Origin of the sequence: Agreia sp. Leaf283, from assembly GCF_001422485.1 — a bacterium.
Classification (GTDB): Bacteria; Actinomycetota; Actinomycetes; order Actinomycetales; family Microbacteriaceae; genus Agreia.
In genome coordinates this window covers 1,590,254-1,614,913 of sequence record NZ_LMNF01000001.1, presented here as the reverse complement: position 1 = coordinate 1,614,913, position 24,660 = coordinate 1,590,254, and the positions used below count along the sequence as shown (strand labels likewise).

At 67.6% G+C, this 24,660-nt stretch carries 24 protein-coding genes and 3 tRNA genes; 6 read left to right on the top strand and 21 right to left on the bottom strand.

The window, feature by feature from the left end; all coding sequences use genetic code 11:
* Window positions 1–209 precede the first annotated feature (209 nt).
* Window positions 210–1,103, top strand: coding sequence for a glucose 1-dehydrogenase (locus ASF51_RS07280; protein ID WP_055926906.1), 894 nt, complete (start codon window positions 210–212; stop codon window positions 1,101–1,103).
* A gap of 78 nt (window positions 1,104–1,181) precedes the next feature.
* On the opposite strand, the gene ASF51_RS07275 is transcribed toward ASF51_RS07280, so the two are convergent.
* Complete coding sequence (locus ASF51_RS07275) at window positions 1,182–1,703, bottom strand: DUF6609 family protein (protein WP_055926904.1); 522 nt, start codon at window positions 1,701–1,703, stop codon at window positions 1,182–1,184.
* 73 nt (window positions 1,704–1,776) lie between these two features.
* Here ASF51_RS07275 and ASF51_RS07270 point away from each other — a divergent pair, with 73 nt between their 5' ends.
* Window positions 1,777–2,805 (top strand): pirin family protein, encoded by a 1,029-nt coding sequence (locus ASF51_RS07270; RefSeq protein ID WP_055926901.1) that lies wholly within the window; start codon window positions 1,777–1,779, stop codon window positions 2,803–2,805.
* A 16-nt stretch (window positions 2,806–2,821) separates the two neighbouring features.
* On the opposite strand, the gene cls is transcribed toward ASF51_RS07270, so the two are convergent.
* The 16 genes from cls to tilS form a co-directional block, all read right to left on the bottom strand.
* Window positions 2,822–4,285, bottom strand: a complete 1,464-nt coding sequence (gene cls, locus ASF51_RS07265; RefSeq protein ID WP_055928114.1) for a cardiolipin synthase — start codon at window positions 4,283–4,285, stop codon at window positions 2,822–2,824.
* A 100-nt stretch (window positions 4,286–4,385) separates the two neighbouring features.
* The gene (locus ASF51_RS07260) at window positions 4,386–4,583 is read right to left on the bottom strand and encodes a hypothetical protein (protein ID WP_055926899.1); all 198 of its coding nucleotides are present in this window, start codon (window positions 4,581–4,583) and stop codon (window positions 4,386–4,388) included.
* Between the two features lie 60 nt (window positions 4,584–4,643).
* Window positions 4,644–4,805 carry a hypothetical protein gene (locus ASF51_RS19405; RefSeq protein WP_200920329.1) on the bottom strand — a complete coding sequence of 54 codons (162 nt, stop codon included), beginning with the start codon at window positions 4,803–4,805 and terminating at the stop codon, window positions 4,644–4,646.
* Between the two features lie 10 nt (window positions 4,806–4,815).
* Window positions 4,816–6,327, bottom strand: a complete 1,512-nt coding sequence (lysS, locus tag ASF51_RS07255; RefSeq protein ID WP_055926897.1) for a lysine--tRNA ligase — start codon at window positions 6,325–6,327, stop codon at window positions 4,816–4,818.
* A gap of 129 nt (window positions 6,328–6,456) precedes the next feature.
* Entirely contained in the window at window positions 6,457–7,341 is an 885-nt protein-coding gene (gene panC, locus ASF51_RS07250) for a pantoate--beta-alanine ligase (protein WP_055926895.1), read from the bottom strand.
* Window positions 7,342–7,437: 96 nt separating this feature from the next.
* Window positions 7,438–8,166 (bottom strand): Rossmann-like and DUF2520 domain-containing protein, encoded by a 729-nt coding sequence (locus tag ASF51_RS07245; protein ID WP_055926893.1) that lies wholly within the window; start codon window positions 8,164–8,166, stop codon window positions 7,438–7,440.
* The gene (locus ASF51_RS07240; RefSeq protein ID WP_055926891.1) at window positions 8,163–9,752 is read right to left on the bottom strand and encodes a PH domain-containing protein; all 1,590 of its coding nucleotides are present in this window, start codon (window positions 9,750–9,752) and stop codon (window positions 8,163–8,165) included. The genes ASF51_RS07245 and ASF51_RS07240 overlap by 4 nt, the downstream gene beginning before the upstream one ends.
* The gene (locus ASF51_RS07235) at window positions 9,749–10,285 is read right to left on the bottom strand and encodes a PH domain-containing protein (RefSeq protein WP_055926889.1); all 537 of its coding nucleotides are present in this window, start codon (window positions 10,283–10,285) and stop codon (window positions 9,749–9,751) included. Before ASF51_RS07235 ends, ASF51_RS07240 begins: the two co-directional genes overlap by 4 nt.
* 1 nt (window position 10,286) lies before the next feature.
* Window positions 10,287–10,742, bottom strand: a complete 456-nt coding sequence (locus tag ASF51_RS07230; RefSeq protein ID WP_055926887.1) for a DUF3180 domain-containing protein — start codon at window positions 10,740–10,742, stop codon at window positions 10,287–10,289.
* Window positions 10,739–11,260, bottom strand: coding sequence for a 2-amino-4-hydroxy-6-hydroxymethyldihydropteridine diphosphokinase (gene folK, locus ASF51_RS07225; protein ID WP_055926885.1), 522 nt, complete (start codon window positions 11,258–11,260; stop codon window positions 10,739–10,741). Before folK ends, ASF51_RS07230 begins: the two co-directional genes overlap by 4 nt.
* On the bottom strand, window positions 11,257–11,664 hold the full coding sequence (folB, locus tag ASF51_RS07220; protein WP_082479614.1) for a dihydroneopterin aldolase: 408 nt from the start codon (window positions 11,662–11,664) through the stop codon (window positions 11,257–11,259). The genes folK and folB overlap by 4 nt, the downstream gene beginning before the upstream one ends.
* Window positions 11,661–12,599: a dihydropteroate synthase gene (gene folP / locus ASF51_RS07215; protein ID WP_369797296.1), complete on the bottom strand. Its 939-nt coding sequence runs from the start codon at window positions 12,597–12,599 to the stop codon at window positions 11,661–11,663. The genes folB and folP overlap by 4 nt, the downstream gene beginning before the upstream one ends.
* Window positions 12,596–13,171 carry a GTP cyclohydrolase I gene (gene folE, locus ASF51_RS07210; protein WP_055926883.1) on the bottom strand — a complete coding sequence of 192 codons (576 nt, stop codon included), beginning with the start codon at window positions 13,169–13,171 and terminating at the stop codon, window positions 12,596–12,598. Before folE ends, folP begins: the two co-directional genes overlap by 4 nt.
* 12 nt (window positions 13,172–13,183) lie before the next feature.
* Entirely contained in the window at window positions 13,184–15,196 is a 2,013-nt protein-coding gene (gene ftsH / locus ASF51_RS07205) for an ATP-dependent zinc metalloprotease FtsH (RefSeq protein ID WP_055926880.1), read from the bottom strand.
* 165 nt (window positions 15,197–15,361) lie between these two features.
* Window positions 15,362–15,913: a hypoxanthine phosphoribosyltransferase gene (gene hpt, locus ASF51_RS07200; protein ID WP_055926878.1), complete on the bottom strand. Its 552-nt coding sequence runs from the start codon at window positions 15,911–15,913 to the stop codon at window positions 15,362–15,364.
* On the bottom strand, window positions 15,900–16,955 hold the full coding sequence (gene tilS, locus ASF51_RS07195; RefSeq protein ID WP_055926876.1) for a tRNA lysidine(34) synthetase TilS: 1,056 nt from the start codon (window positions 16,953–16,955) through the stop codon (window positions 15,900–15,902). The genes hpt and tilS overlap by 14 nt, the downstream gene beginning before the upstream one ends.
* A 47-nt stretch (window positions 16,956–17,002) precedes the next feature.
* On the opposite strand from tilS, the gene ppa reads away from it, so the two are divergent.
* Entirely contained in the window at window positions 17,003–17,494 is a 492-nt protein-coding gene (gene ppa, locus ASF51_RS07190) for an inorganic diphosphatase (protein ID WP_055926874.1), read from the top strand.
* Window positions 17,495–17,563: 69 nt separating this feature from the next.
* Here ppa and ASF51_RS07185 read toward each other — a convergent pair whose 3' ends face one another.
* Window positions 17,564–18,892: a M23 family metallopeptidase gene (locus ASF51_RS07185; RefSeq protein ID WP_055926872.1), complete on the bottom strand. Its 1,329-nt coding sequence runs from the start codon at window positions 18,890–18,892 to the stop codon at window positions 17,564–17,566.
* Window positions 18,893–19,110: 218 nt separating this feature from the next.
* Here ASF51_RS07185 and ASF51_RS07180 point away from each other — a divergent pair.
* From ASF51_RS07180 to ASF51_RS07170, 3 genes are all read left to right on the top strand, one after another.
* Window positions 19,111–19,183 (top strand) — tRNA-Glu (locus tag ASF51_RS07180).
* Between the two features lie 75 nt (window positions 19,184–19,258).
* Window positions 19,259–19,335 (top strand) — tRNA-Asp (locus tag ASF51_RS07175).
* A 58-nt stretch (window positions 19,336–19,393) separates the two neighbouring features.
* A tRNA-Phe gene (locus tag ASF51_RS07170) sits at window positions 19,394–19,466 on the top strand.
* Window positions 19,467–19,550: 84 nt separating this feature from the next.
* Here the strand turns inward: ASF51_RS07170 and ASF51_RS07165 are convergent.
* Genes ASF51_RS07165 through ASF51_RS07155 form a run of 3 tightly spaced genes read right to left on the bottom strand, consistent with a single transcriptional unit; the run spans window position 19,551 to window position 24,551 of the window.
* Complete coding sequence (locus ASF51_RS07165) at window positions 19,551–21,992, bottom strand: glycoside hydrolase family 2 TIM barrel-domain containing protein (protein WP_055926870.1); 2,442 nt, start codon at window positions 21,990–21,992, stop codon at window positions 19,551–19,553.
* Between the two features lie 19 nt (window positions 21,993–22,011).
* Window positions 22,012–23,055 (bottom strand): Gfo/Idh/MocA family protein, encoded by a 1,044-nt coding sequence (locus ASF51_RS07160; RefSeq protein ID WP_055926868.1) that lies wholly within the window; start codon window positions 23,053–23,055, stop codon window positions 22,012–22,014.
* Window positions 23,055–24,551, bottom strand: coding sequence for an MFS transporter (locus ASF51_RS07155; RefSeq protein ID WP_055926866.1), 1,497 nt, complete (start codon window positions 24,549–24,551; stop codon window positions 23,055–23,057). The genes ASF51_RS07160 and ASF51_RS07155 overlap by 1 nt, the downstream gene beginning before the upstream one ends.
* Window positions 24,552–24,660 lie beyond the last annotated feature (109 nt).

The window sequence follows — 24,660 nt, the reverse complement described above, 5'->3', positions numbered from 1 at the left end:
TCTCCTTGAACGCCAGGGCAGGGATGGCGCTCGATGTACTGATGCTAATCAGCGTCGGACGCGAATACTGCTCTGTTCGCCCTAGGCGTGACTGGGCACCGCCTCGAGCCCGGTCGGGCCGGAGACCGCATCGTGCGGGAGTGAAACACGCTCGCCACGACTGCGCAACCGCCCCCGGCCGACTCGCACGGCCGACCTAGCCTTGAGACATGACTGATCAGTACACACTCCAGGACCCCACGAAGATGTTCGCCGACATCGACACGAAAGCGCAGTACCAGGAGGGCGCCGGTCTCGACGCGAACCTCGACGACACGGCCGACCGCGGCGAGAAGAGCTACCGGGGCACCGGTCGCCTCACCGGCCGCAAGGCCCTCATCACGGGAGGCGACTCCGGCATCGGCGCCGCCGTCGCGATCGCCTATGCCCGCGAGGGCGCCGACGTGGCCATCTCCTACCTGCCCGAGGAAGAGACCGACGCGAAGCGCGTCGTCGAGCTGATCGAGGCCGAGGGCCGCACAGCCGTTGCCATCCCCGGCGACATCGTCGACGCCGCGTTCTGCCGCGACCTCGTGGCTCAGGCCGTCGACGGCCTGGGCGGTCTCGACATCCTCGTGAACAACGCGGGCAAGCAGCAGTTCCGCGAGACTCTCGACGAGATCTCCGACGAGCAGTTCGACGAGACGTTCAAGACCAACGTCTACGCGATGTTCTGGATCACCAAGGCAGCCCTCCCCCACCTCGGTGCCGGATCGACCATCATCAACACCTCGTCGATCCAGGGCTATTCGCCCAGCGAGATGCTGGTCGACTACGCCACCACCAAGGCGTCGATCAACGCGTTCTCGAAGGCGCTGGCCCAGCAGCTCGCACCCAAGGGCATCCGCGTCAACGTCGTGGCGCCCGGGCCGATCTGGACTCCCCTGCAGACCGCGGGTGGCCAGCCGCCCGAGAAGCTGCCCGACGTCGGCGAGCAGACCCCGCTCGGCCGCTGGGGACAGCCCGCCGAGCTCGCTCCGGCCTATGTCTTCCTGGCATCGCCCGAGTCGAGCTACGTCATCGGTGAGACGCTCAACGTGAACGGCGGCATGCCCACGCCGTAACGGCAGGCCCTTCGACGGGCTCAGGGAACGCCGCGACAGGCCCAGGGAACGATCCGTTCCCTGGGCCTGTCGCGTTCGTCAGGCGTAGCTCACCGCGACCATCACCGCGCCGGCCGCAATCTTCAGCACCCCGTCTATCGCCCAGAACGCACGAAACGGAACCTTCTTACTGCGCAGCCCGATCAACGCGTTCGCCATGCACACGAGGCCGAGGGCGCCGCAGATCGGGCCGTGGCTCGCGGTCAGCACCAGGAAGTGCGCCCCCACCACGAACAGCATCCACATCCAGAACTCTCGGGAGTCCCGATCGGGATTCTTCTCGACCACCACATTGACGAGGTATCCCTCGGCGAGGAACGCGACGCCGAGGACGGCCCACTGCCACCACTCGGGGTAGCCGATGCCGTCGAAGATGACCTTGGTCGCGCCGCCCACGCCCATCACCACAACACCCAACGCGGCGCCCGCGATGAGCGACACGATGCGGAAGCGCCGTGAGCCCAGGCTGCCGACCAGGATGCCGAGCCCGACGGCGACGAGAAAGGCCCCGCCTCCGCGCATCAGCGGAAAAATCTCTGGGCTGTTCGCCAGGAAGTCCATGCTCCATGCTGACAGGGCAGCGCATCCGGCACCAGCGGTCGATACGGGCGCATGGAGGCATAGGATTCCTGCTGTGAGCAACCTCGAGAAGCATCCGGATGAACTCCTCATCGGAGACGACGAGGAACTCCTCGGTGCCGAACCGCGACGCGTCACCATCCTGGCTCCCCGCGAGGTCCCCCTCGGTGGCCCTCGCGCTATGACCGTGCACCGAACGCTGCCGAGCAGGGAGCGCAGCATGATCGGCGCCTGGTGCTTCGTCGACCACTACGGTCCCACCGATGTGCGCACGGGCGCGGGCATGGTCGTGCCGCCGCATCCGCACACCGGTCTGCAGACCGTGAGCTGGCTCTTCGACGGCGAGATCGAGCACCGCGACAGCGTGGGCAGCCACGCCTTCATCCGGCCTTCGGAGCTTCATCTCATGACGGCCGGGCGCGGCATCAGCCATTCCGAGGTGTCGACCGAGAACACCACTCTTCTGCACGGCGTGCAGCTCTGGCTCGCCCTCCCCGACGCGTCCCGCCACGTCGCGCCCTTCTTCGAGAGCCACGACGCCGTCGTCACCGACCTCGACGGAGCCCGCATCGCCGTGTTCTTCGGCACCGTGGCCGGCGTCACCGCTCAGGCCACGACCTTCTCCCGCATCGTCGCGGCACAGCTCGACATTCCGCGGCACACCCGCATCACGCTTCCGGTCGATCCGCTCGACGAGCACGGAGTCCTGGTCGACACCGGCTCCGTCACCATCGACGGCACGCACGTCGCCCGAACCGAGCTCGCCTTCGTCGAGACCGGCGCATCCGGCCTGACCATCGAGACGGGCGACGACGACGCGCGACTCGTGCTGATCGGCGGCGAGCCGTTCGGCGAGCAGATCGTCATGTGGTGGAACTTCGTGGGGCGCACCCACGAGGAGATCGTGGAGTACCGCTCGGCCTGGCAGGCCGAGGCGATCGGCGAGGGCGAACCGGATGCGCAGAGCCCGCGCTTCACCAGCACGCACGGCGACCCCGGCGCTCGTGATGGTCACACATACACCGGCGCTCCCTTGCCGGCGCCGGAGCTGCCGACGGTGCGGCTGCTGCCCCGGCGCCGCTGAGCTATTGCCGGGCGCTCTACTGCAGGGCGCTCGTGAGCCGCGCCAGGTTGTCGAGGATCGTCGATCGCAGCGGCTGCGTCAGCCAGTCATCGAGGGTGAGCTCGCGGCTGAGCTTGCGGTAACCGTCTTCGATGGCGCGCATCTCGGTCACGAACGATCGGCCGCGCACCATCAGCGAGACCTCCATGTTGAGGCTGAACGAGCGCATGTCCATGTTGCTCGAGCCGATTACGGCCACGTCGTCGTCGATCGTGAAGTGCTTGGCGTGCAGAATGTACGGCGCCCGGTACATGTAGATGCGCACGCCCGCCCGCAGCAGCGCCTCGTAGTACGAGCGCTGGGCGTGGTAGACCAGACCCTGGTCGCCGATCTCCGACACGAACAGCTCGACCTCGACGCCGCGCTGCGTGGCGGTGGTGATGGCGTAGAGCATCGCCTCGTCGGGCACGAAGTACGGGCTGGTCACGATGATGCGGGTCTGCGCGTAGTAGAGAAGCGCGAGGAAGAGCCTGAGGTTGTTCTCGCCCTCGAACCCCGGGCCAGACGGCACGACCTGGCAGTCGAGCGAATCGGGAGCCTCCTCGATGACGTCAGGGGTGATCGGGTCGGTCTCGCGCATCAGCAGTTCGTTGGTCTCGCTGTACCAGTCGGTGATGAAGATGGCGTTGAGGCCGGCGACGATCGGGCCGTCGAGTCGGGTCATGAGGTCTTGCCACTTGAGGCCGCGACGGATGTTGCCGCGCTTGTTGTAGCTGCGGTCGATCATGTTCTGCGACCCCATGTACCCGATCTTGCCGTCGATGATGAGCAGCTTGCGGTGATTGCGCAGGTCGGGGCGCTGGTACTTGCCGCGCAGGGGCTGCACGGGCAGCATGAACGACCACTGCACCCCGAGGTCGGTGAGTTTTCTCGTCGTCCTGCGGTGGTGCGGCGACCTGATGGATGCGATGTGGTCGAGCAGCACGCGCACGGTCACGCCGCGCTTGACCGCGGCTCCCAGAGCGTCGAAGAACGCCTCCGAGGCCGTGTCGTACGACATGATGTAGAACTCGACGTGCACGTAGCGACGGGCCTTGCCCACGTCGGCCGCCATGGCCGCGATCGACGCAGCGTAGTCGCCGATGAGACTGGCGTTGTTGCCGCCGACGAGGGGCATCGCGCCGAGGTTGCGATTGAGTTCGACCACGGACTCGAGCCACGGCGGCCACGCGTGGTTCTTGGTGACCAGGTCGATGCCCTCGGTCGTCTCGAGGATGAACTGGTTGATCGCCTGCTGCTTGTCGCGCCTCTTCTTGGGCAGTTTGTAGCTGCCGATGAGCAGAAAGGTGAGAACGCCGATGTAGGGCAGAAAGAAGATGGCCATGAGCCAGGCCACCGCGGTGGCCGGACGCCGGTTGCGGGGCACGACGATGATGGCCGTGACGCGCACGAGAAAATCGATGAGCACGCCGAAGATCAGAACCCAGCCCACCGCACTGATTCCGAACACCCGGGCTCCCCTCGACTACTGCCCCGACGACAACCGTAGCGTGTCGGAGAGAGGGTGAGGGTTCGTCAGAAGCGCCGGTCGGACGGGCGGCTCAGGAGCGTGGCGAACCGGCGCCCGCGGGCGCGTCCTGCGCCGCGGCAAGCTTGGCCCGCTCTTCGGCCTCGATCTTCGAGAAGGCACGGCGCTCGTGCTTGTCGGCGCGAAGGATCACGAACATCACGAGCCAGAAGACGAGCCCGACGAGCACTGTGGGGGCGAGGGCGCCCAGCCCGGCGAGAATGTCATCCATGATCGCCGAGTTTAGCAGCCGTGGCCGTGCAGGGGCCCGGGCGCTGATCCGTCAGCCGACTCAGCCGCCCTTGGTGATGATGCCGTAGACCCCGGTGCCGATCAGATAGAGCGCGACGCCGCCGACCACGATCCACACCAGCAGGCGGGAGTTGCTGACCTCGCCCGGCTTTTTCTTCTTGTCGTCGTCGAGGGGATTCTTGTTGCCGCCGAAGAAGCTCATGGTGCCGACCCTACTTGACCAGCGGGAAGAGGATGGTCTCGCGGATGCCGAGACCGGTGAGAGCCATGAGCAGCCGGTCGATGCCCATGCCCAGGCCGCCGGACGGCGGCATGCCGAACTCGAGGGCACGCAGGAACTCCTCGTCGAGGCGCATCGCCTCGACGTCGCCGGCCGCCCCCTGCTTCGCCTGCGCAACGAAGCGCTCCCTCTGGATGACGGGGTCGACGAGCTCGGAGTAGGCGGTGGCCAACTCGAAGCCGTTGATGTAGAGGTCCCATTTCTCGACAACGCCGGGGATCGAGCGGTGCGCGCGGGTGAGCGGGCTGGTCTCGAGCGGGAAGTCCATGACGAACGTGGGGCTCGTGAGCCCGCCCTTCACGAAGTGCTCCCACAGCTCCTCGACGAGCTTGCCGTGGTTCGGCAGGTGCACCTCGACGCCCTCGCGGTCGGCGAGCGCCTGGAGTTCGTCGACGGGCGTCTCGGGTGAGATGTCGATTCCGGCCGCATCCGACAACGACCCGTACATGCTGATGCGGTCCCACTGCCCACCGAGGTCGAACTCGGTGCCGTCGGCCCAGGTCACGACGTGCGAGCCTGCCACCGCGAGCGCGGCGTTCTGGATCAGGGTCTGGGTGAGGTCGGCCATCGTGTTGTAGTCGCCGTAGGCCTCGTACGACTCGAGCATGGCGAACTCGGGCGAGTGCGTGGAGTCCGCGCCCTCGTTGCGGAAGTTGCGGTTGATCTCGAAGACCCGGTCGATGCCGCCGACGACGGCGCGCTTGAGGAACAGCTCGGGCGCGATGCGCAGGAACAGCTCGGTGTCGAACGCGTTGCTGTGAGTGGCGAAGGGCCGGGCGGATGCGCCGCCGTGCATGGTCTGCAGCATCGGGGTCTCGACCTCGATGTAGTCGCGCTCGGCGAACGTCTGCCGCAGCGAGGCGACGGCTTTGGCCCGCGTGCGCACGACCTGTCGGGCCTGGTCGCGCACGATCAGGTCGAGGTAGCGGCTGCGCACCCGGGTCTCTTCGCTGAGCTCGGAGTGCAGGTTGGGCAGCGGCAGCAGGGCCTTCGACGCGATCTGCCAGTCGGCGACCATGATCGACAGCTCTCCACGTCGCGACGAGATGACCTCGCCCGATACGAAGACGTGGTCGCCGAGGTCGACGAGTTCCTTCCACTCGGCGAGCGACTCCTCGCCCACCTGGGCGAGCGACACCATGGCCTGAATTCGACTGCCGTCGCCCGACTGGAGCGAGGCGAAGCAGAGCTTGCCGGTGTTGCGGGCGAACACGATGCGGCCCGCGACGCCGACGATGTCGCCGGTCGTGTCGTCGGCCACGAGGTCGCCGTACTTCTCGCGCAGGGCGGGAATCGTCGTGGTGACGGGAACGGAGACGGGGTAGGCCTCGGCACCGGATGCGATCAGTCGGTCACGCTTGGCCAAGCGCACGAGCTTCTGTTCCGCGACCTCGGCCCGCTGTTCGTCATCGGTCAGCTGGCTGTGGGTGGGTGCATCACTCATGCGGGCGAATCTCTCCTCGGGTCGCCTCAGAGTTTACCCAACGACCGCGTCGCATCCGCCCCTCATCGGCGCAACCGCTGCCGGTTGTCCGTGCGCGGATGGACCGGATGGGAGCGGATAGCTCGGCGCTCAGCCCAGGTAGATGGTCTCGTTGTCGATCAGCCGCGTGGTGCCGACGCGGGCCGCGACGAGCACGATCGACCGGCCGCGGAAGTCGTCGTCGACGGGAAGGAAGGTGGCGGGGTCGACGACGGCCAGGTAGTCGACCTGCACGAGCGGCTCGCCCATCGCCACCGACTGCGCCGCAGCGATGACCGTGTCGATGCCCCGGTCTGCGGCGGATTCGGCGGCCTCGAGCATGTGCGAGAGAACGAGGGATGCGCGGCGCTCCTTCTCGTCGAGGAAGCGGTTGCGGCTCGACAGCGCGAGGCCGTCGTCTTCGCGAACAGTCTCGATGACCTCGATCGCCGTGGCGAAGTCGAGGTCGGCGATCATTCGGCCCACGAGGAAGGCCTGCTGCGCGTCCTTGCGACCGAAGAACACAGTGTCGGGCGACACGATGTTGAGCAGCTTCGCCACCACGGTGAGCACGCCGTCGAAGTGACCGGCGCGGCTTCTGCCCTCGAACGTCGCTCCGGAACGGCCTGCCGTGACGGTGGTCTGCGTCGGGCCCTTCGGGTACATCTCGTCGACCGACGGGGCGAAGACGATGGTGGCGCTGTCGCTGGGGCGGGCGACCGAGTCGAGAATGGCGATGTCGGAGTCGAGGTCGCGCGGGTAGCGCTGCAGGTCCTCGGAGGCCGAGAACTGGGTGGGGTTCACGAAGACGGAGACCACGACGATATGTCCTCGTTCGCGTGCACTCGCCACGAGGGCCAGATGCCCATCGTGGAGCGCGCCCATCGTGGGAACGAGCGAGACCTTCGGATCGGAGATTCCCGCGGCGACAAGGGCGGTCCTCGACTCGCTGATCAGGGCTCGAACGCCCGCGATCGAATCGGCTACTTCGGTCACCGGGACTCCTCACTCGCGACGACGGGCGCAGGTTCCGCTCGCCGCCACCCTTGATGCTAGTGCCTCGCCGCGGCCTCGATGCCCGACCTGGAGACCTCAGCCGCCGATGGAGTCGAACGGCGCCGCCGCGTCGTCGCCACGGGCACGGTGAAGAGCATTCTCGACCGCCGACCTCACGAGGGGCCCCAGCACGAGCCCGGGAGCGGGGACGCGGATCGACGACAGCAGCCCCGTGGCCTGGTCGACGATGGCGCTCGAGAACGACGTGGCCGTCTCGATGGCCTCGGCATAGGCCGCGCGATCCTTCTCGGCGACGACGACCGGCTCGCCGCCCATCTCGACGACCAGGGCCTGCCCGATCGGAAGCACGGGTGCGGGCGCGGTGACCGCGAACCAGGTGCCGACGAGCCGGGCGATGTCGACGCTCGAACCGGTGAACTGCATCGCCGGGTGCACGGCCAGGGGAATCGCACCCTGGGCCAGGGCGGGGGCGAGCACGCTCACGCCGACGCCGGGAGCCGTGTGCATCACGAGCTGCCCCGCCTGCCAGGTGCGAGTCGCCGCGAGGCCCTGCACGAGACCGGCGAGCTCTGTCTCGGGAACGGCGAGGATGACGAGCTCGCTGCGTTCGATGAGCTGCGGGATCTCGAGGATCGGCACCCCGGGAAGCATCGCATCGGCGCGTTCGCGGCTCTCGTCGGAGATCGCAGCGACTCCCACGAGCGCGTGACCGGCTCCGGCCAGCGCCGCTCCGAGCACCGGCCCGACGCGTCCGGCACCGATGATGCCGATACCGAGGCGTCCACTTCGTTCTGCGGGGTTCATCGATCGCTCTCCGGTCGTGGTGGCTGGGGCTCGGCGGGCAGCGCGATGCGCTGCGATCCGTCTTCGAGTGCGCCCGCGGCGGTCGCCGCGCGGCTGATGGCGTCGAACGCGGAGAGCGACCCTGCCCGGTCGAGCACCGACAGCGACGCAGAGACGGGCCCGGCGACCGTGTCGAGCGTCAGCGTGCAGAGATCGAGGGCGCGCGCGAGCGGGCCCTGGTCGAGATGCAGGCTCTGGATGCGTGCCGCCGGCACGGCGACGAGTTGTCGCCACACGAGGCCCTTGCGCAGCAGAACGGTGTCGCCCGCGAGGGCGTAGCCGGTGCGACGCCACGAGAACGGGCGCAGCCATCGTGCGCGCCGGGGGGCCGGAACGAAGTCGACCGCGAATCCGGGCGTCGGCCCGGAGGAGACCATTCCGGCCAGGATGAGGTGCCGGGTGTCGGCACTCGCCAGCCCCGGCAGCAGCAGGCCGAGCACCTTGTCGACGTCGCCTCGCGTGCCCACCGGGAGCATGGTCGTGGCGGGCTGGCTGCCCGAGCCGCTCGAGGCGTGTCCGGCCCTGTTGATGCGGATGGCCCACCAGTCGAAGGGGCGCCAGAGCAACGGCTGATAGACCTCGATCGCGTGTATGCGCCCGGGCGGAAGCGTGTCGTTCGACGTCGTGAGCAGCCCGTAGCCGACGCGCACTCCGTCGGGAGTCGCCGCGATCGAGAACCGCAGCGAGCGCGTGACCTTGCGCACGTAGTACCCGGCGCCACCGATGAAGGCGGGAACGAAGAGGAAGAGGAATCCGAGCTCGCGGCCGGTCGCCGTCACGACGATCAAGACGGCGGCGACGACAAGCACGAACAGCGTGGCGCCGCTGGCGAGCAGCGAACCGGCGAGCCTCAGCGGCGAGATGCGCACCACCGACTCCGGCGGAGCCTCCTGGGGGTCGAGCTCGGGAGCCAGCAGTTCCGTGACCCGCCGGCCGATGAGCGAATCCGGCCCCGCGGCATCCGGCGACCCGGCGGCAACGCCCGCCCTCGTACCCGGCGCGACGCCCTCTTCTGCCCTGCGAGCCGACGCGAGCATCAGGATGTCGTGGCGCAGCCGGTCGACGTCGCTGCCCTTGAGGTAGGCGAGCTGCACCTTGGCGTCCTGCCCGGCGACGCTCAGCTCGAGCCGGGCGGCACCGAAGAGTCGAGCGATGAACGGACGCGTGATGGCGATGCCCTGGATGCGATCGAGGCGGGCCTGTCGGTGGGTGCGGAACAGGATGCCGCTGCGCACCTCGACCGCCTCGTCGTTGATGCGATACGTGTGCATGCGCCACGACAGGAAGAAGGCCACGACGCCGAGCAGCAGGGCGCCGAGCACGATCGCGATGGCCCAGCCGAGGTGCCCGCGCAGGTACAGCTCCTCGATCAAGTCGCCTCCGTCCGGACCGCCCACGAACGCCTCGATGAGACGTTCCCGCACGTTCGCGAGGATGAAGCCGATCACCGCGATGAGGGCGATTCCGCCTTTGAGCAGGGGCGTCGCCGGGTGCAGCCGCAGCCACTCGCCGCCGCCGGGCAGCGGCGGAGCGACGGGCTCGGTCACAGCCCCGCCCGCCGCGTTTCGGCGAGGGAGACGAGAGTGTCGCGGAGGGCGTCGGCATCACTGTCGACGAGACCGGGGATCGTGACGCCGGTCGCCGCCGCCGCGGTGACGAACCGCAGTTCGGCGAGTCCGAGGAACCGGGCCACCGGGCCGCGGTTGATGTCGATCAGCTGCATGCGTCCGTAAGGAACCGAGACGACGCGGTGGAACATGATGCCGCGCCGGAAGAGGAGATCGTCGTCGCGAAGCTGGTAGCCGATCGAGCGCACGCGACGCGGCGCGACAGCGAACATCACGAGGGTGGTCACGACGGCGGCGCCGACGAGGATCCAGCCGAGGGGCTGGGCGAACCACCGCGTCAGCGAGAAGACGAGCGTCGCGCCGATCGCGACGAGCCCGAACAGCGCCACACCGACGAGTTCGACGCCGATGTACTTGCGGCTCACGCGACGCCAGTCGCCGCCGACCTCGACCCGCTTCGAGCCGACCCGTGCGGGGTCGAGAGGAACGGTGTCGTTCGAGTGGTCGGACATGTCAGGCCTCCGGTGTGAAGTCGTCAGGCGGAAGCGCGCAGAGCTGCTCCGCGACCAGGCCGGCCACCAGCAGAACGACGCCGCCGGCCGCGCTGGCGATCGACAGCCAGAGCGACGAGACCTCCGGAACGATCGTGCGCGACAGCACGTAGATCGTGCATCCCAGGCCGAAGCCAGCGACCAGGCTGCCGACCAGGCTCGAGGCCTTGGCGAGCACCACCACGCGCATCGCACGGAACGGGTTGACCTCGCGCCGCACCGGACCCCGGATGGCCCGGTAGACCGGAATGGCGAACGCCAGCACGAGCGCCGCGGCCGCCACCAGCGTGATCGGCAGGGTGACGGGCGGAACGAGGATGGGGCGCCCGCCGGAGGCGAGCCCGATCTGCAGCAGGAATCCCACGATGGCGCCGGCCAACGCCAGCGAGATCAGGGAGAACGGTCGGGTGCGCTTCACATCGTCTCCGAGGGTGTTCGGCGGGCCGTGTCGTCGGTCGAGGCGAGCAGTTCGTCGACCCGGCCACGTGCGGGAATCGTCGCATCCGGGTCGAGTTCGAGCCAGGGCGCCAGCACGAAGTCGCGCTGCCAGGCGCGGGGATGAGGCAGGGTGAGCGTCTCGTCGGACTGCTCGAGCGTGCCGTAGGTGATCAGGTCGATGTCGAGGGTGCGGTCGCCCCAGCGTTCCTCGCGCACCCGACCATGGCGCAGCTCGATCGCGTTGAGGGCGGCGAGCAGGTCGTGCGGCTCGAGTGTGGTGAGCACGATCGACACGGCGTTCAGGTAGGCCGGCGCGTCGGGATCGATGCCGTGCAGCTTCACCGCGACCGTCTCGTAGAGGCTGGACTCGCCGATGGTCTCGACTCCGGGCAGCTGCGCGATCTCGGCCATCGCCTCGACGATGGTCTCGCCTCGATTGCCCAGGTTGCTGCCGAAGGCGAGCACGGCGCGGGCACCCTCGAACAGCGGCGCGTTCACAGCGCCGCCTGAACCCGCGGGCCGCGGGGCCGCACGATCGTGATGGAGACGTCGCCGAAGGGCACGGGAATGGGGGCGTCTGGCTTGTGCACCGTGACGCGAACGCGCTGCGCGACCGGATGCGCGAGCACGAGCGACGCGACGCGCTCGGCGAGCGTCTCGATAAGGTCGACGGGCTCGGCGGCGGCGGCCTCGGCCACCTCGACGGCCAGCTCGCCGTAGTGCAGGGTCTGTTCCAGGTCGTCGCCTGCCGCGGCCCCGGCCGTGTCGAGCCAGACCGTGAGGTCGAGGAGGAAGGTCTGGCCGTCTCGGCGCTCGAAGTCGAAGACGCCATGGTGGGCGAACACCTCGAGGCCCGTGAGGGTGAGGGTGTCGAGCTCGTCGATCGGGGTGTCTCGCGTCACGACTGCGCTCCCTTTCTCCAGGCGTCGGCCACGTCGAGCGCCGCCCGCGTCTCTGCGACATTGTGCACCCGAACCGCCCAGGCGCCCTGCGACGCCGCGATCGCCGCGACGATCGCGGATGGCGCGTCCCGGGCATCCGGTGCCGCGCCGTCGGCGACGAGCGGCGCGAGGAACCCCTTGCGCGACGCGGCGACCAGCACCGGCAGCCCGAGCGAGGCGAGGTCGCCGTAGTGGCCCAGCAGCGCCCAGTTGTGCTCGGCGTTCTTCGAGAAGCCGATGCCGGGGTCGACGATGATCTTGGCCGGGTCGACCCCGCGCACGATCAGCTCGGCGACCCGGTACTCGAGTTCACGGCGAACGTCGAAGACCACGTCTGCGTAGTTCGCCTTGGCCGCCATCTCGGCGCTGTGACCGCGCCAGTGCATGACCACGAAGGGCAGCCCGGTCTCGATGGCGACACCCGTCATGTCGGGATCGGAGAGCCCGCCCGACACATCGTTGATGACGGCCGCGCCGGCGTGGGCCGCGGCCAGCGCTGTCGACGCGTTCATCGTGTCGACGCTCACGGGGATTCCGCCTCGGGCGAGTTCGCGCACGAGGGGAAGCACGCGACGCTGCTCCTCCGCCACGGGAACCCGCTGCGCACCCGGCCGGGTGGACTCGCCGCCGATGTCGATGAGGTCGGCGCCCTGGGCCATGAGTTCTGCGGCGTGCTCCAGTGCCTGATCGAGTGTGTTCCACCGTCCGCCGTCGCTGAACGAATCGGGAGTGACGTTGAGGATTCCCATGATCAGCGTGCGCTCGCCCGCGAGCGGAACGCCGGGCGCGGCCGTCGACGACCGGATGCGACGACGAACGGATGCGGGCGGCTCGCCCGAGTGCACGCCCGGCTCGTCGCCCGTCACATGCCCCTTGCTCACGTCGCCCCTGCTCACGTCGCGGCTCCGATCAGACTCATCAGCTCCGCGCGGTCGGCGGGCTGCGACAGCGTACCGCGACTCGACACGGTGACGGTCGAACTGCGGGTCTGACGGGGGCCTCGCGTTCGCACGCAGTCGTGCCGCGCGTCGAGCACGACGAGCACGCCGCGGGCGTCGACGCCGCTGTCGATCACGGCGGCGATCTCGTCTCCGAGTCGCTCCTGCAGCTGTGGCCTCGACGCGAGCGTCTCGACGACGGACGCGATTCGACCGAGGCCGATGAGGCGCGTCGACGGCACGTAGGCGACGTGGGCCACCCCGGTGAAGGGCAGCAGGTGGTGCTCGCACACCGAGCGGAACTCGATGTCGCGCACCAGCACGGGCTCGGAGTGCGACTCGTCGGCCACGGGAAAGGTGTCTCCAAGCATCGCCTGAGCGTCGACGCCGAGGCCTGAGAAGAACTCGGCGTAGGCGTCGGCGACTCGGGCGGGGGTGCGCTCGAGCCCCTCACGCACGGGATCCTCACCGATGCCGATGAGGATCTCGCGCACGGCCGCCTCGATACGAGCCCGGTCGAACGTCGTCACGTGGTCGGTGGGTCAGGCCGTGGCCGGACGGGGCGGGGCCTGCGGGGACCGCTTGGGCTTCTGCTCCGGCTCGGGGTCGGACTGCACTCCCCCGTCGACGGCGCCCGCGTCGACCGGAGCCTTCGGTGTGGGGAACGCCACCGGAGGAAGCTGCGAGACCGGGCGCTTGTCGCTCGAGAGCCACTGCGGCCGCGGGGTGAGCTTCTTCACGTCTTTGAAGATCACGGCGAGCTGGTCGTGGTCGAGCGTCTCGTGCTCGAGCAGTTCGAGGGCGAGGCGATCGAGGATGTCGCGGTTCTCGTTGAGAACGCTCCAGGCCTCGTCGTGTGCGGCCTCGATAAGGTGGCGCACCTCGTCGTCGACCTTCTCGGCGATGCGGTCGGAGTAGTCGCGCTCGTGGCCCATGTTGCGGCCGAGGAACATCTCTCCCGAGGCTGCGCCCAGCTTGACCGCTCCGATGTCGGCCGACATGCCGAACTCTGTGACCATCTTGCGGGCCGTGGCGGTGGCCTTCTCGATGTCGTTCGATGCGCCGGTGGTCGGGTCGTGGAAGACGACCTCTTCGGCGACGCGACCGCCCATGGCGTAGGCGAGCTGGTCGAGGAGTTCGTTGCGCGAGACCGAGTAGCGGTCTTCGAGCGGAAGCACCATCGTGTAGCCGAGTGCTCGACCACGGGGGAGGATCGTGATCTTGGTGACCGGGTCGGTGTTGTTCATGGCCGTGGCGACGAGGGCGTGGCCGCCCTCGTGGTAGGCCGTGACCAGCTTCTCGTGGTCGCGCATGATGCGGGTGCGCCGCTGCGGGCCCGCGATGACGCGGTCGATGGCCTCGTCGAGGGCGCGGTTGTCGATCAGCTGCGCGTTGGAGCGCGCGGTGAGCAGCGCGGCCTCGTTGAGCACGTTGGCCAGGTCGGCACCCGTGAACCCGGGAGTCTTGCGGGCGACGACCTCGAGGTCGACGCCGGCGGCGAGCGGCTTGCCCTTGCCGTGCACCTCGAGGATCTTCTTGCGGCCCTGCAGGTCGGGCGCGTCGACGCCGATCTGACGGTCGAAGCGACCCGGGCGCAGAAGAGCGGGGTCGAGGATGTCGGGACGGTTGGTGGCCGCGATGAGGATGACGTTCGTCTTGACGTCGAATCCGTCCATCTCGACGAGCAGCTGGTTGAGCGTCTGCTCGCGCTCGTCGTGGCCGCCGCCCATTCCGGCGCCGCGGTGACGGCCCACCGCATCGATCTCGTCGATGAAGATGATGGCCGGCGAGTTCTCTTTGGCCTGCTGGAACAGGTCGCGCACGCGGCTCGCGCCGACACCCACGAACATCTCGACGAAGTCGGATCCGGAGATGGAGTAGAACGGAACCCCCGCCTCACCGGCGACGGCTCGGGCGAGAAGGGTCTTTCCGGTTCCGGGAGGGCCGTACAGCAGCACGCCCTTCGGGATGCGGGCGCCGACGGCGAGGAACTTGGCCGGCTCCTTCAGGAAGTCCTTGATCTCTTCGAGCTCTTCGAGCGCCTCGTCACTGCCGGCGACGTCGTCGAAGGTGACCTTCGGCGACTCCTTCGAGACCAGCTTCGCCTTGGACTTGCCGAACTGCATGACCTTGGATCCGCCGCCCTGCATGCCCGAGAGCATGAGCCAGAAGAACGCACCGATGAGCAGCACGGGGAGCAGGATGCCGATGAGCGAGAGGAACCAGTTCGTCTGCGGAACCTCGTCGTTGTAGCCCTTGGCCGGCGCGGCGTCGTTGACCGCGTCGATGACCTCGGTGCCCCGGGGTGCGACGTAGTAGAACTGCACCTGGGTGCCGTACTCCTTGTCGGCGTTCGCCAGGGTCAGGTCGACTCGCTGCTCGCCATCGATGATGGTGGCCGAGGAGACCTTGCCGTCTTTCAACAGCTGCAGGCCCTCCTGCGTGTCGATCTGCTTGTAGCCGCCTCCGGTGATGAGGCTGAAGCCGATCCACAGGGCGATCGCACCGAGCAGGATGTACGGAATGGGAGATCGGACGATCTTTTTAGCGTTCATGTCTCTTCATCATGTCGAGAGGGATGTATTCGATCAAAAGCAATCGAGGTAGTGGCAAGGGTAGCTGGCGGGCGCTGCGCGTCGTCTGCATGTTCCCCGTGGGCGTAACGAATACGCGCTGATCGAGCAGGCCGCCCTTCGACGAGCTCAGGGAACGGAGAGCGCTCAGGAGTACACGTGCGGCGCCAGCACCGCGACGTCGCGCAGATTGCGGTAGCGCTCCGCGTAGTCGAGGCCGTATCCGACGACGAACTCGTTGGGGATGTCGAAGCCGACGTATTTGACGTCGACCTGGATCTTCGCCGCCTCCGGCTTGCGGAAGAGTGCGCAGATCTCCACGCTCTCGGCCCCGCGCGTGCGCAGGTTGCCGAGCAGCCACGACAGCGTGAGCCCTGAATCGATGATGTCCTCGACGATCAGCACCTTGCGGCCCGAGAGATCGGTGTCGAGGTCTTTCAGGATGCGCACGACACCCGACGACTGCGTGCCCGCGCCGTACGAGCTCACGGCCATCCAGTCCATGTTGAGCGGCAGGGAGAGCTCGCGTGCGAGGTCTGCCATGACCATCACCGCGCCCTTCAGAACGCCCACGAGCAGAACGTCCTCGCCGGCGTAGTCCGCCTCGATGCTGCGGGCGAGCTGCGCGATCCGGTCGTGGATCTGCGCCTCTGTGTACAGCACGCTGGTGAGGTCGTCGGCGATGTCACTCGAAAGCACGGGGCTCCTTCACATAGATGTCGGCTGCTGCCTGGAAGACGAGCTTCCCGGCGACCCTGACAACTCTAATGCCGGGCAGGTCTGCGCCCTTCTGCCCGTGCCAGTCGGTGACGAGAGCTGCGGCGGCCAGGGTCTGCGCACGGCTGAGGCTGACGCCGAACTCGCTCAGCACGACGAAGCGGATGATGCGGTTGCGCAGGGCCGCCGGGTTCGCGGCCAACGCCCCGACCGAGATGGCGATACCGGCCTCGGCGTGCTCCACGATCTCCTCGATCGTCTCCTCCACCATGCGGTCGAGCGCGTCCGAGTCCTCCCGCAGCTGCTCGGCCGTGCGGGCCAGGGCCTCGGCGACGCCGGGGCCCAGTTCGCTCTCGAGCGTCGGCAGCACGGTCTCGCGCACGCGAACGCGCGTGTAGGTGGGGTCGGCGTTGTGCGGATCGGTCCACGGCTCGAGCCCCGCGTCGACGCACGCGGCCACCGTGGTCTCGCGCCGGATGCCGAGGAGCGGGCGCACCAGGGCCCCCGAGACGGGCGCCATTCCGTGCAGGCTGGATGCGCCGGCACCGCGCGCGAGGCCGAGCAGAACGGTCTCGGCCTGGTCGTCGAGGGTGTGGCCGAGCAGAACCGCGACCGACCCTGTATCGCGACGGGCGGCATCCAGAGCGGTGTAGCGGGCGTCACGGGCCGCGGCCTCGGGCCCGCCCGAGCCCGGCCCGGAACCGACCTCGACGAGTCGAACGAGCACCGGGTCGAGCCCCAGCGCCCGCGCCTGCTCTGCCGCTCTCGCGGCGACCAGGGCCGAATCGCGCTGAAGCCCGTGGTCGACGATGACCGCGCCAGCACGCATGCCCCGCCGGGGCGCCTCGAACGCCGTTGCGGCGGCGAGTGCGAGCGAGTCGGGCCCGCCGCTCAGGGCAACGAGCACCAGCGGGGCGTCGCCGGATGGCGGGAGCGCCTCGAGCGAGTCGCGTACGGCCCGGCGCACATCGGCGATCGCCGGCGTCAACCGGGGTCGGCGTTCGGAGGGAGTCTCGGGGGGCATCCAGTAACGTTATTGCAGTTCACGACCTACGAAGGAGAACCGCCGGCATGGCTGCTTACGACGCGATCATCGAGATTCCCAAGGGAAGCCACAACAAGTACGAAGTAGACCACGAGACCGGGCGCGTCTTCCTCGACCGCGTGCTGTTCACGTCGTTCGTCTACCCCACCGACTACGGCTTCTTCGAGAACACCCTCGGACTCGACGGCGACCCCGTCGACGTGCTGGTGCTGCTCGAGTACCCGCTGTTCCCGGGCGTGGGCGTCTCGGTTCGTCCCGTCGCCGTGTTCAACATGACCGACGACGGCGGCTCCGACGCCAAGGTCATCGCCGTTCCCGCGAAGGACCCGCGCTGGGCCCATATCCAGGACATCGACGACATCCCCGAATCGACCCGCAAGGAGATCGAGCACTTCTTCGAGCACTACAAGGACCTCGAGCCCGGCAAGTGGGTCAAGACCGAGGGCTGGCAGAACGCCGCCGCGGCCGAGCAGATCGTGCTCGACGGCATCGAAAAGCTCAAGACCGAAGGCCACTAGGCCCGCACGACCGGAGGCCCCTCGACGCTCGTTCCCCGAGCTGGTCGAGGGGCCTTCGTCGTACAGCGACTAGCCGAAGTAGACGCCGCGGTCGGCCATCCACGGGCGCGGGTCGACGGCGCCGCCGCCGACGCGCACCTCGAAGTGAACGTGGCATCCAGTGGAGTTGCCTGTGGTTCCGGCGTAGGCAATGATCTCGCCGGCCGCCACGTACTGGCCCGATCCCACGTTGAGGCTCGTGTTGTGGCCGTAACCGGTGCGCACTCCGCCGCCGTGATTGATCTCGACGAAGTTGCCGTAGCCGCCGTTGTAGCCGGCATAGCTGACCTCACCGGCCGCCGCTGCATAGACGGGAGCACCACACGTGCCGCTGTTGTAGTTGAGGTCGAGCCCCGCGTGCAGGGTGTAGTTCCCCGTGACGGGGTTCGTGCGCATGCCGTACTCGTCTGTGGAGTACGAGCCCGGGAACGGGCTGGCCCATCCGCTGGACACCGGGCCGGGGCCGCTGCTGGAACCGCCGCCACCGCCGCCGCCGCCACCACCGGATGCCGCTGCCGCGGCCGCCGCTGCCGCAGCCGCCGCGCGCTCTTCTTCCATGCGCTTTTCTTCAGCGATGCGACGCGCTTCGACACCCGCGTTGTAGTCGGCCTCCGTGGCCTGCCGGTTCTGGGTGAGAACGGCGAGCTGCGTTTCGAGCTGCACCTCGTGCGTCTGCTGTGCGGCGAGCGACGCCTCGAGGGCGAGCTGGGCTGCGACGGCCTCGTCGCGCGCGGCCTCGGCCGCCTCGGCGAGGGACTGCAGCGCATCGCGGGCGACGACCGCCTGGTCGGTCAGCGACTGCGCCGTGTTCTTGTCCTGCTCGGCCGTGGCGTAGAGCTTCGATGCCGAGCCCGTGAGCTGGCTCATCGCTCCCAGCTGGTAGAGCAGGCCGTCGGCCTCGCTCGACTCGCTCGTGAAGAGGTTCACCGACAGGCCGTTGCCGCCGGACTTGGCCATCAGCGCGGCGAGCTGGCCCGCCTGCTTGATCGAGGCATCCGCCGTCGCCTGCGCGGCAGCGGCCTGGCTGTCGAGCTCGTCTGCCTTGAAGGCGGCCGTGTCGTACTTGGTCTGCGCTTCCTGGTACTCGGTTCCCCGCTGGATCGAGAGGGACTCGGCGGCGGCCGTCGCATCGCGCAGCGCGGCGATCAGATCCTGGATGTTCTGGATCTCGGCCTGCTTGCTCGACTCGTTGGACTGGGCGGCCTGAACGTCCTCCCACGTGGGGTACTCGTCGGCGTACGCGGGGGCCGAGAGCACGGAACCCGTGGCGACGAGGGCGACCGTGACCGTGATCGAGCCGAGGAGGTGACGGAGACCCCAAGGGCCGCGGCGTCGACGTCGACTGGTCGTGGCGTTCAATGGTCCCCCGGGTGGTGGTGAGCGAACTTAAGTCACTCGAGTAACAGTGGCAACAGGTGTCACTCTAACAACAGAGCGTTTCGTCCTGCTGAGATCATGGCTGCTTCGGGGCCTGAAACCCGGTACATTCCGCGTCGAGTCGCATCTCGGGGGCCGGCTGACCGACCGAATTGGCGAGAGCGAGAAGTGTGTGGCATACTCGTTGAGTTGTCACCAACGGCCCTATCGTTTAGAGGCCTAGGACACCGCCCTTTCACGGCGGCAGCACGGGTTCGAATCCCGTTGGGGTCACATTGGTAACAGCAGCAGAATCACGAGTACGAAAAACGCAGCACAAGCACGACAACTCAACAGTTTCACCAGTATGGCCCTGTAGCGCAGTTGGTTAGCGCGCCGCCCTGTCACGGCGGAGGTCGCGGGTTCAAGTCCCGTCAGGGTCGCCAAGGCGACAAGCCCAACCGAAAGGAAGGGCTTTTTGTCTGTGAGCGACTTCGGTCACTCGCCTCTGTAGCTCAGTTGGTAGAGCGTTCGACTGAAAATCGAAAGGTCACCGGATCGACGCCGGTCGGAGGCACTGTCCCATCCCGCGGCTTCTACGCGAGGTGGGACTTTTTTGTGCCTCCGACCGCTGGTCGAGTACCGATTGCTCCCCGTTGAGCTACTCCGGGTTGAGCACCAAGGTCACGACGTCGCATCCCTCTGCGCTGGCCGACACGACGATCGGGCCGGGGCCCGTTGCCCGGATGACCGCGAGGGCTCGCCCATCGAACGTGCGGTGACTGGACTCCCCGTAGAGAGTGGTCGGTGCCGGATCAGCGCTTCCCAGCGCAAGCAGCACACCGGCTCCCGACACGGTGACCAGCACGTCGCGGTCGGCAGCGGTGAACAGAGTGCCGTCGGCACCTACAAGCTCGAGTTCGACGAAGGCCAGGCCGGTTCCGTCAGTCGCGAGCGAGAGACGATCGGATGCGACGGCGAGCGCAAGTGGGCCGGTCGCCGTCTTCAGCGTGAACGTCTCTGCGGCGGCCCCGCCTCTCCATGCGACAGCGGTCAGCTCCCCCGGGGCATACGTCACGCGAAACTCGGTCTTGAACCGGTTGGCAGCCCCCGTGGACGACCGTCCCAGGGAGCGGCCGTCGAGCCTGAGCTCGACCTCGTCGGCATCGCTGTAGACCTCGACAGTCAGATCGTCCCCCTCATGACCCGGCCAGGTCCAGCTGCCGATACTGTCGCTCCACGTCCACGGTCCCGCATAGAACTGTGCGCCCTCGTGACCAGGCCGTGACACGGCGATGTAGGGAGCGGGTCGGAGACCGAACACAATTTCGCGATAGTACGACGCCGGGCGGCGGAAGCCGACCAGATCGATGTCACCGCACCAGGCCGCGATCCAGGGGTACGGCGCCCCGAAGGCGGGGGCCTCGCCTGGAGCGAGGTACTGCGGACGGCCGATGCCGACCTCGCCGAGATAGTCCCAGCCCGTCCACGTGAAGTCGCCGATCACGTGACCGAAGGCGGTCACCTTGGCCCAGTTCAGGTCGATGTGCGTCGGGAACGTCTCGGTTCCGACGATGATTCGGTTGGGAAAGAGGGAGCTGTCCATCTCGTACCGTGAGTCGAGATAGTTCATGCCTGCCACGTCGAGGACTCCGAAGGACTCTGCCGTCTTCTCGGTGACCAAGGCGGATGCGCCGATCTGGTTCATGAAGTCGCCGGGTCCGGCCATGAGGGTGTTGATCCCCGCCGCGTCACCATCACCGTGCTCGGCCTGCCCCGCCGACGCCGCCTGTGCGGCCATCTTCTTCACGTCGTCGATCACGGCGAGCATTCCGTTGACCGCGTTGGTCACGAAGCGGGTCGGATCGAGGGTTCGGATCTTCTCCGCCAGGGCCCTGCCCTGCATTCCGCCCACCGCCGAACCGGTCTCGGGTATCTCGTTGCCGATCGAGTACATGATGACGCTGGGGTGGTTGAAGTCCTTGGCGACCAACGACTCGACATCACGCTCCCACCAGTCGGAGAAATTGAGCGAGTAGTCGAAGTCGCTCTTCGCCGAGGTCCACACGTCGAAGGTCTCGTCCATCACGTACACCCCGAGTCGGTCGCACGCGTCGAGCATCGCCGCGCTGAGCGGGTTGTGCGACGAGCGGATCGCGTTGAAGCCCGCCTCCTTGAGGAGACGAACCCGACGTTCCTCCGCTGCAGCGAAGGTCGCGGAACCGAGGATCCCGCTGTCATGGTGCACGCACGCACCGCGCAACTTCACGCTCCGACCGTTCACCCGCAGTCCATGGACAGGGTCGAGCTGCAGACGCCGGATGCCGAAGACGGCCGCCGCGGTATCGACCGTCTCGTCACCGTGCACAAGAGTCGCCGAAGCTGCGTAGAGCTCCGGAGTGTTCTCGCTCCACAGTTTCGGCGAGTGCACGAACAGCCGCTGTCGGCTGAGCGCCGACCCACCCGGCCTCACGGTGATGGGAGCGATGCCGCTCGCCGCCTGCTCGCCGTCCGGGCCGTCGAGGCGAACGGCCACGTCGACGGTCCGCGCACGCGATCCCGCGTTCTCGACCTTCACGACGACCTCCACGACAGCGCCGCCCTCCTCGACATCCGGCGTCGAGAGTCGCAGGCCATCGCCGGGAATACGAATGTCTCCGCCGGTCCACAGCCAGACATCACGATAGATGCCCGCACCCGTGTACCAGCGGGAGTCCCGATGGGCGCGCGCCTCCACGATGATCTCGTTCTCTTCTCCCTCGCGGAGGAACGGGCCTGCGTCGATCGTGAACGCCGAGTATCCGAACGGGCGCTGCCCCGCGAAGTCTCCGTTGATGTAGACCATCGCGTCGCGATACACCCCTTCGAACTCGATCTGCACACTGTCGCGGGCCTCGGGCGCGAAGAAGACCTTGCGATACTGGTACGCACCCCCGCGAAAATACGCCGCAGCCGCCTCGCCTTCGGGATCACGCTCTGTGCGGATCAGCGCATCATGAGGTATCGACACGTCGACGTACGGAGCGGCCGGCCCTCCGATCTCGGCGAACGGATTGACCTTCTCGCGGAACTGCCAGCCGTCGGTAAAAGGGGTGCGCTTCATGGTGTCTCCTTGTGTTTCGTCATCTATGCAGAGTCGATGTCTCTTGTGGTCGGGGGTATGAGATCGTTCGCCGAATGCGCTCGAGAAGACGCATCACGAGCAGGCTCTGCGATATCGGATGCTGGGGATGCTCCGTCAGGCCCGCTGCGACAGCCTCAGTCACGGCCTCCAGCATCGGAACGAAGCCGTACCCCTGCCTCGCCCGCTCGACGCGCGCGGGAGGGCCGCCGAGCGCATCCGGTATCGAGCCCGACCACGTCGTGTAGCCACTGGACGCCCAGAACGGCGCATCCATGGTGAGCCAACCCGTCGTGCCGCTGATCGATGCGGTCGGCTCGAGGTACTCGACCATCGACGCGCCGAGCTGGGCGAAGCGACCGTCGGCGTACCCGAAGGTCATGTGCTCGGCCAGGTCGACTCCGTCGGCACGCACACGCCCGTCAGCAGTGATCGTCTCGGGTTCGCCGAGCACGTCGAGCGCGAGCGTGACGGGGTAGATGCCCTGATCGAGCAGTGTGCTGCTCGCCCGATCGGCCGACCACCTGACGTCGTCGGCCTGTCCGAACGGCAGGCCGAATGACGCACGCACGCTGCGCACGTCGCCGATCGCGCCGGTGCTCACACTGTCGAGCATCGCCCGATACGAGGGGGTGAACTTCATCCACATCGCTTCCATCGCGAATCGTCCACTCTCCGACGCCGCCGCCGAGATCTGCGCCGCCTCGGCGGCGGTCGCGGCGATCGGCTTCTCGATGAGCACGTGCTTGCCTGCTTCGAGGGCCCGAATCGCCAGCCGGCCGTGTGTGGCGTGCGGGGTCGCGATGTAGACGATGTCGACGGTCGGGTCCGCCAGCATCCGGTCGATGTCGTCATAGGCCGACGCGAAGCCGAGTTCATCACACAACGACCGGGCTGCACCGATGGATCGCGAGAGCACTGCCGACCGGACAGCTCCGGACACCCGGGCCAGGTCGGCCCCGAGCAGCCTGGAGACCTGGCCGGTGCCGACGACCGCCCAGCCGAGCCCGGGGGCGGCAGACGTGGTCGACGACCGCGCGGTCATCACTCGGGCACGGCCGCCGCCGCGGCCTCTGCCGCGGCTCGGCGCGAGGCGAGGTCGCGCTGGATCTGCGAGAGGTTCTTGTCGATGTTGAGGAAATAGATGATCACGCCCATCAGAACAGCGGCGATCAGCGGAATCCAGAGGTAGAGGAAGATCTCGATGTTCACCGCCGATTCGGGCTGGGTCGCGGCCTGACCGTCGTAGTTCGCGGCCGCGAGGAGCCAGCCGACAAGGGCCACACCGAGACCGGCACCGAAATTCTGGCCTGCCGTTGCCGCCGCATAGGTCATGCCGTCGAGACGCACCCCCGTCTTCCATTCGCCGTAGTCGACGACATCGGCCACGAGAGCGAAGAGGGCCGCAGCGATAGGAACGCCACCGACGGCGCGCACCAGTCCACCGCCCAGAATGAGAGAGAAGCTCGACGGATCGATCAGGGAGATGAGCGCTCCCGCGACGGTGACGACCACGCCGATCATGATGAGCCGACGCTTTCCGAAACGCGCGATGAGGGGCGGCATGAACCACATGCCGATGAGCAGCGGAAGGATCTGGATGAGGCCCAGGAAGCTGTACGACGCAGCGTCGCCCAGGACGTCCTTGGCGAAGTAGATGCCGACCCCGCTGGTGCCTGTGAGGAGGAAGTTGAGCAGGAAGAACCCGAAGACGAGGAAGAAGTACGGGTTCTTCACAAGCAGGCGCACGGTGCTGACGAACGGCATCTTCTCACCGGACTCGACCTTGATACTGGAGGTCACACGCTCCCTGGTACCGACGAAGACGATGAGGAAGGTCACCGCGGCGATAGCACCGTAGATGATCGACACAAGCGACCAGCCCGCCTGGCCTCCACCCGAGGACAGCACGATGGGGATGGTGGCGAAGTTCACCACGAGAGTCGTGAGCAGAGCGAAGAACGTGCGGATGACGGTGAGCGAGACCCGCATCTTGGAGTTCGTCGTGATGACCGAGAGCAGCGTGTGATACGCAAGGTTCGAGCCGACGAAACCTACTCCCAGGCAGAGGAAGTACATGACGAACGCGTAGATCTCCTTGACGCCGTCGTCGAGACCGGCCGGCACGTTGAACAGGAGGATGAAGGAGATCACGACCACCGGTGTGCTGAACAGGATCCAGGGCCGAGCCTTGCCCCAGCGCGTCGAGGTGCGGTCGATGAACGATCCGAGCACGAGGTCCATCGTGCCGTCGAGGACCCGTCCGAAGAGAAGGAGCGTTCCAGCGATCGCAGCACCGATTCCGACGGTGTCGGTGAAGTAGAAGAGAAGAAACGCGGAGATCGGCGCGAAGATCAGGTTCCCGCCGATGTCTCCTACTCCGTAGGCCAGCCTCTCCCGAATGCTGAGCCGCTGTCCGGTCGATGTCATCGCCTGCCCGACGGTCTCGGCTGCCAGTGCCGCTGTCGTGGATTCCTCGGCACTGAAGGCGACCGCGGCCCTCGCCTGCTCCGCTGAACTTCTTGTCGGATCTATGGGCATTGCTGACTCCTTCGTCGCTGCGTTTGCTGTGTGCTGTCACGTGTCACTGACACGTGACAGCAAAGATAAGGGCTGCAGTGTCACGTGTCAACGGTCGTGTGTGAAAATG

Excerpts from the sequence above, each read along its gene's own strand:
- ASF51_RS07280 (WP_055926906.1), top strand. The coding sequence starts at position 210 with ATGACTGATCAGTACACACTCCAGGACCCCACGAAGATGTTCGCCGAC.
- ASF51_RS07275 (WP_055926904.1), bottom strand. The coding sequence starts at position 1,703 with ATGGACTTCCTGGCGAACAGCCCAGAGATTTTTCCGCTGATGCGCGGA.
- ASF51_RS07260 (WP_055926899.1), bottom strand. The coding sequence starts at position 4,583 with ATGGATGACATTCTCGCCGGGCTGGGCGCCCTCGCCCCCACAGTGCTC.
- ASF51_RS19405 (WP_200920329.1), bottom strand. The coding sequence starts at position 4,805 with ATGAGCTTCTTCGGCGGCAACAAGAATCCCCTCGACGACGACAAGAAG.
- lysS (WP_055926897.1), bottom strand. The coding sequence starts at position 6,327 with ATGAGTGATGCACCCACCCACAGCCAGCTGACCGATGACGAACAGCGG.
- ASF51_RS07245 (WP_055926893.1), bottom strand. The coding sequence starts at position 8,166 with ATGAACCCCGCAGAACGAAGTGGACGCCTCGGTATCGGCATCATCGGT.
- ASF51_RS07235 (WP_055926889.1), bottom strand. The coding sequence starts at position 10,285 with ATGTCCGACCACTCGAACGACACCGTTCCTCTCGACCCCGCACGGGTC.
- ftsH (WP_055926880.1), bottom strand. The coding sequence starts at position 15,196 with ATGAACGCTAAAAAGATCGTCCGATCTCCCATTCCGTACATCCTGCTC.
- tilS (WP_055926876.1), bottom strand. The coding sequence starts at position 16,955 with ATGCCCCCCGAGACTCCCTCCGAACGCCGACCCCGGTTGACGCCGGCG.
- ppa (WP_055926874.1), top strand. The coding sequence starts at position 17,003 with ATGGCTGCTTACGACGCGATCATCGAGATTCCCAAGGGAAGCCACAAC.
- ASF51_RS07165 (WP_055926870.1), bottom strand. The coding sequence starts at position 21,992 with ATGAAGCGCACCCCTTTTACCGACGGCTGGCAGTTCCGCGAGAAGGTC.
- ASF51_RS07160 (WP_055926868.1), bottom strand. The coding sequence starts at position 23,055 with ATGACCGCGCGGTCGTCGACCACGTCTGCCGCCCCCGGGCTCGGCTGG.
- ASF51_RS07155 (WP_055926866.1), bottom strand. The coding sequence starts at position 24,551 with ATGCCCATAGATCCGACAAGAAGTTCAGCGGAGCAGGCGAGGGCCGCG.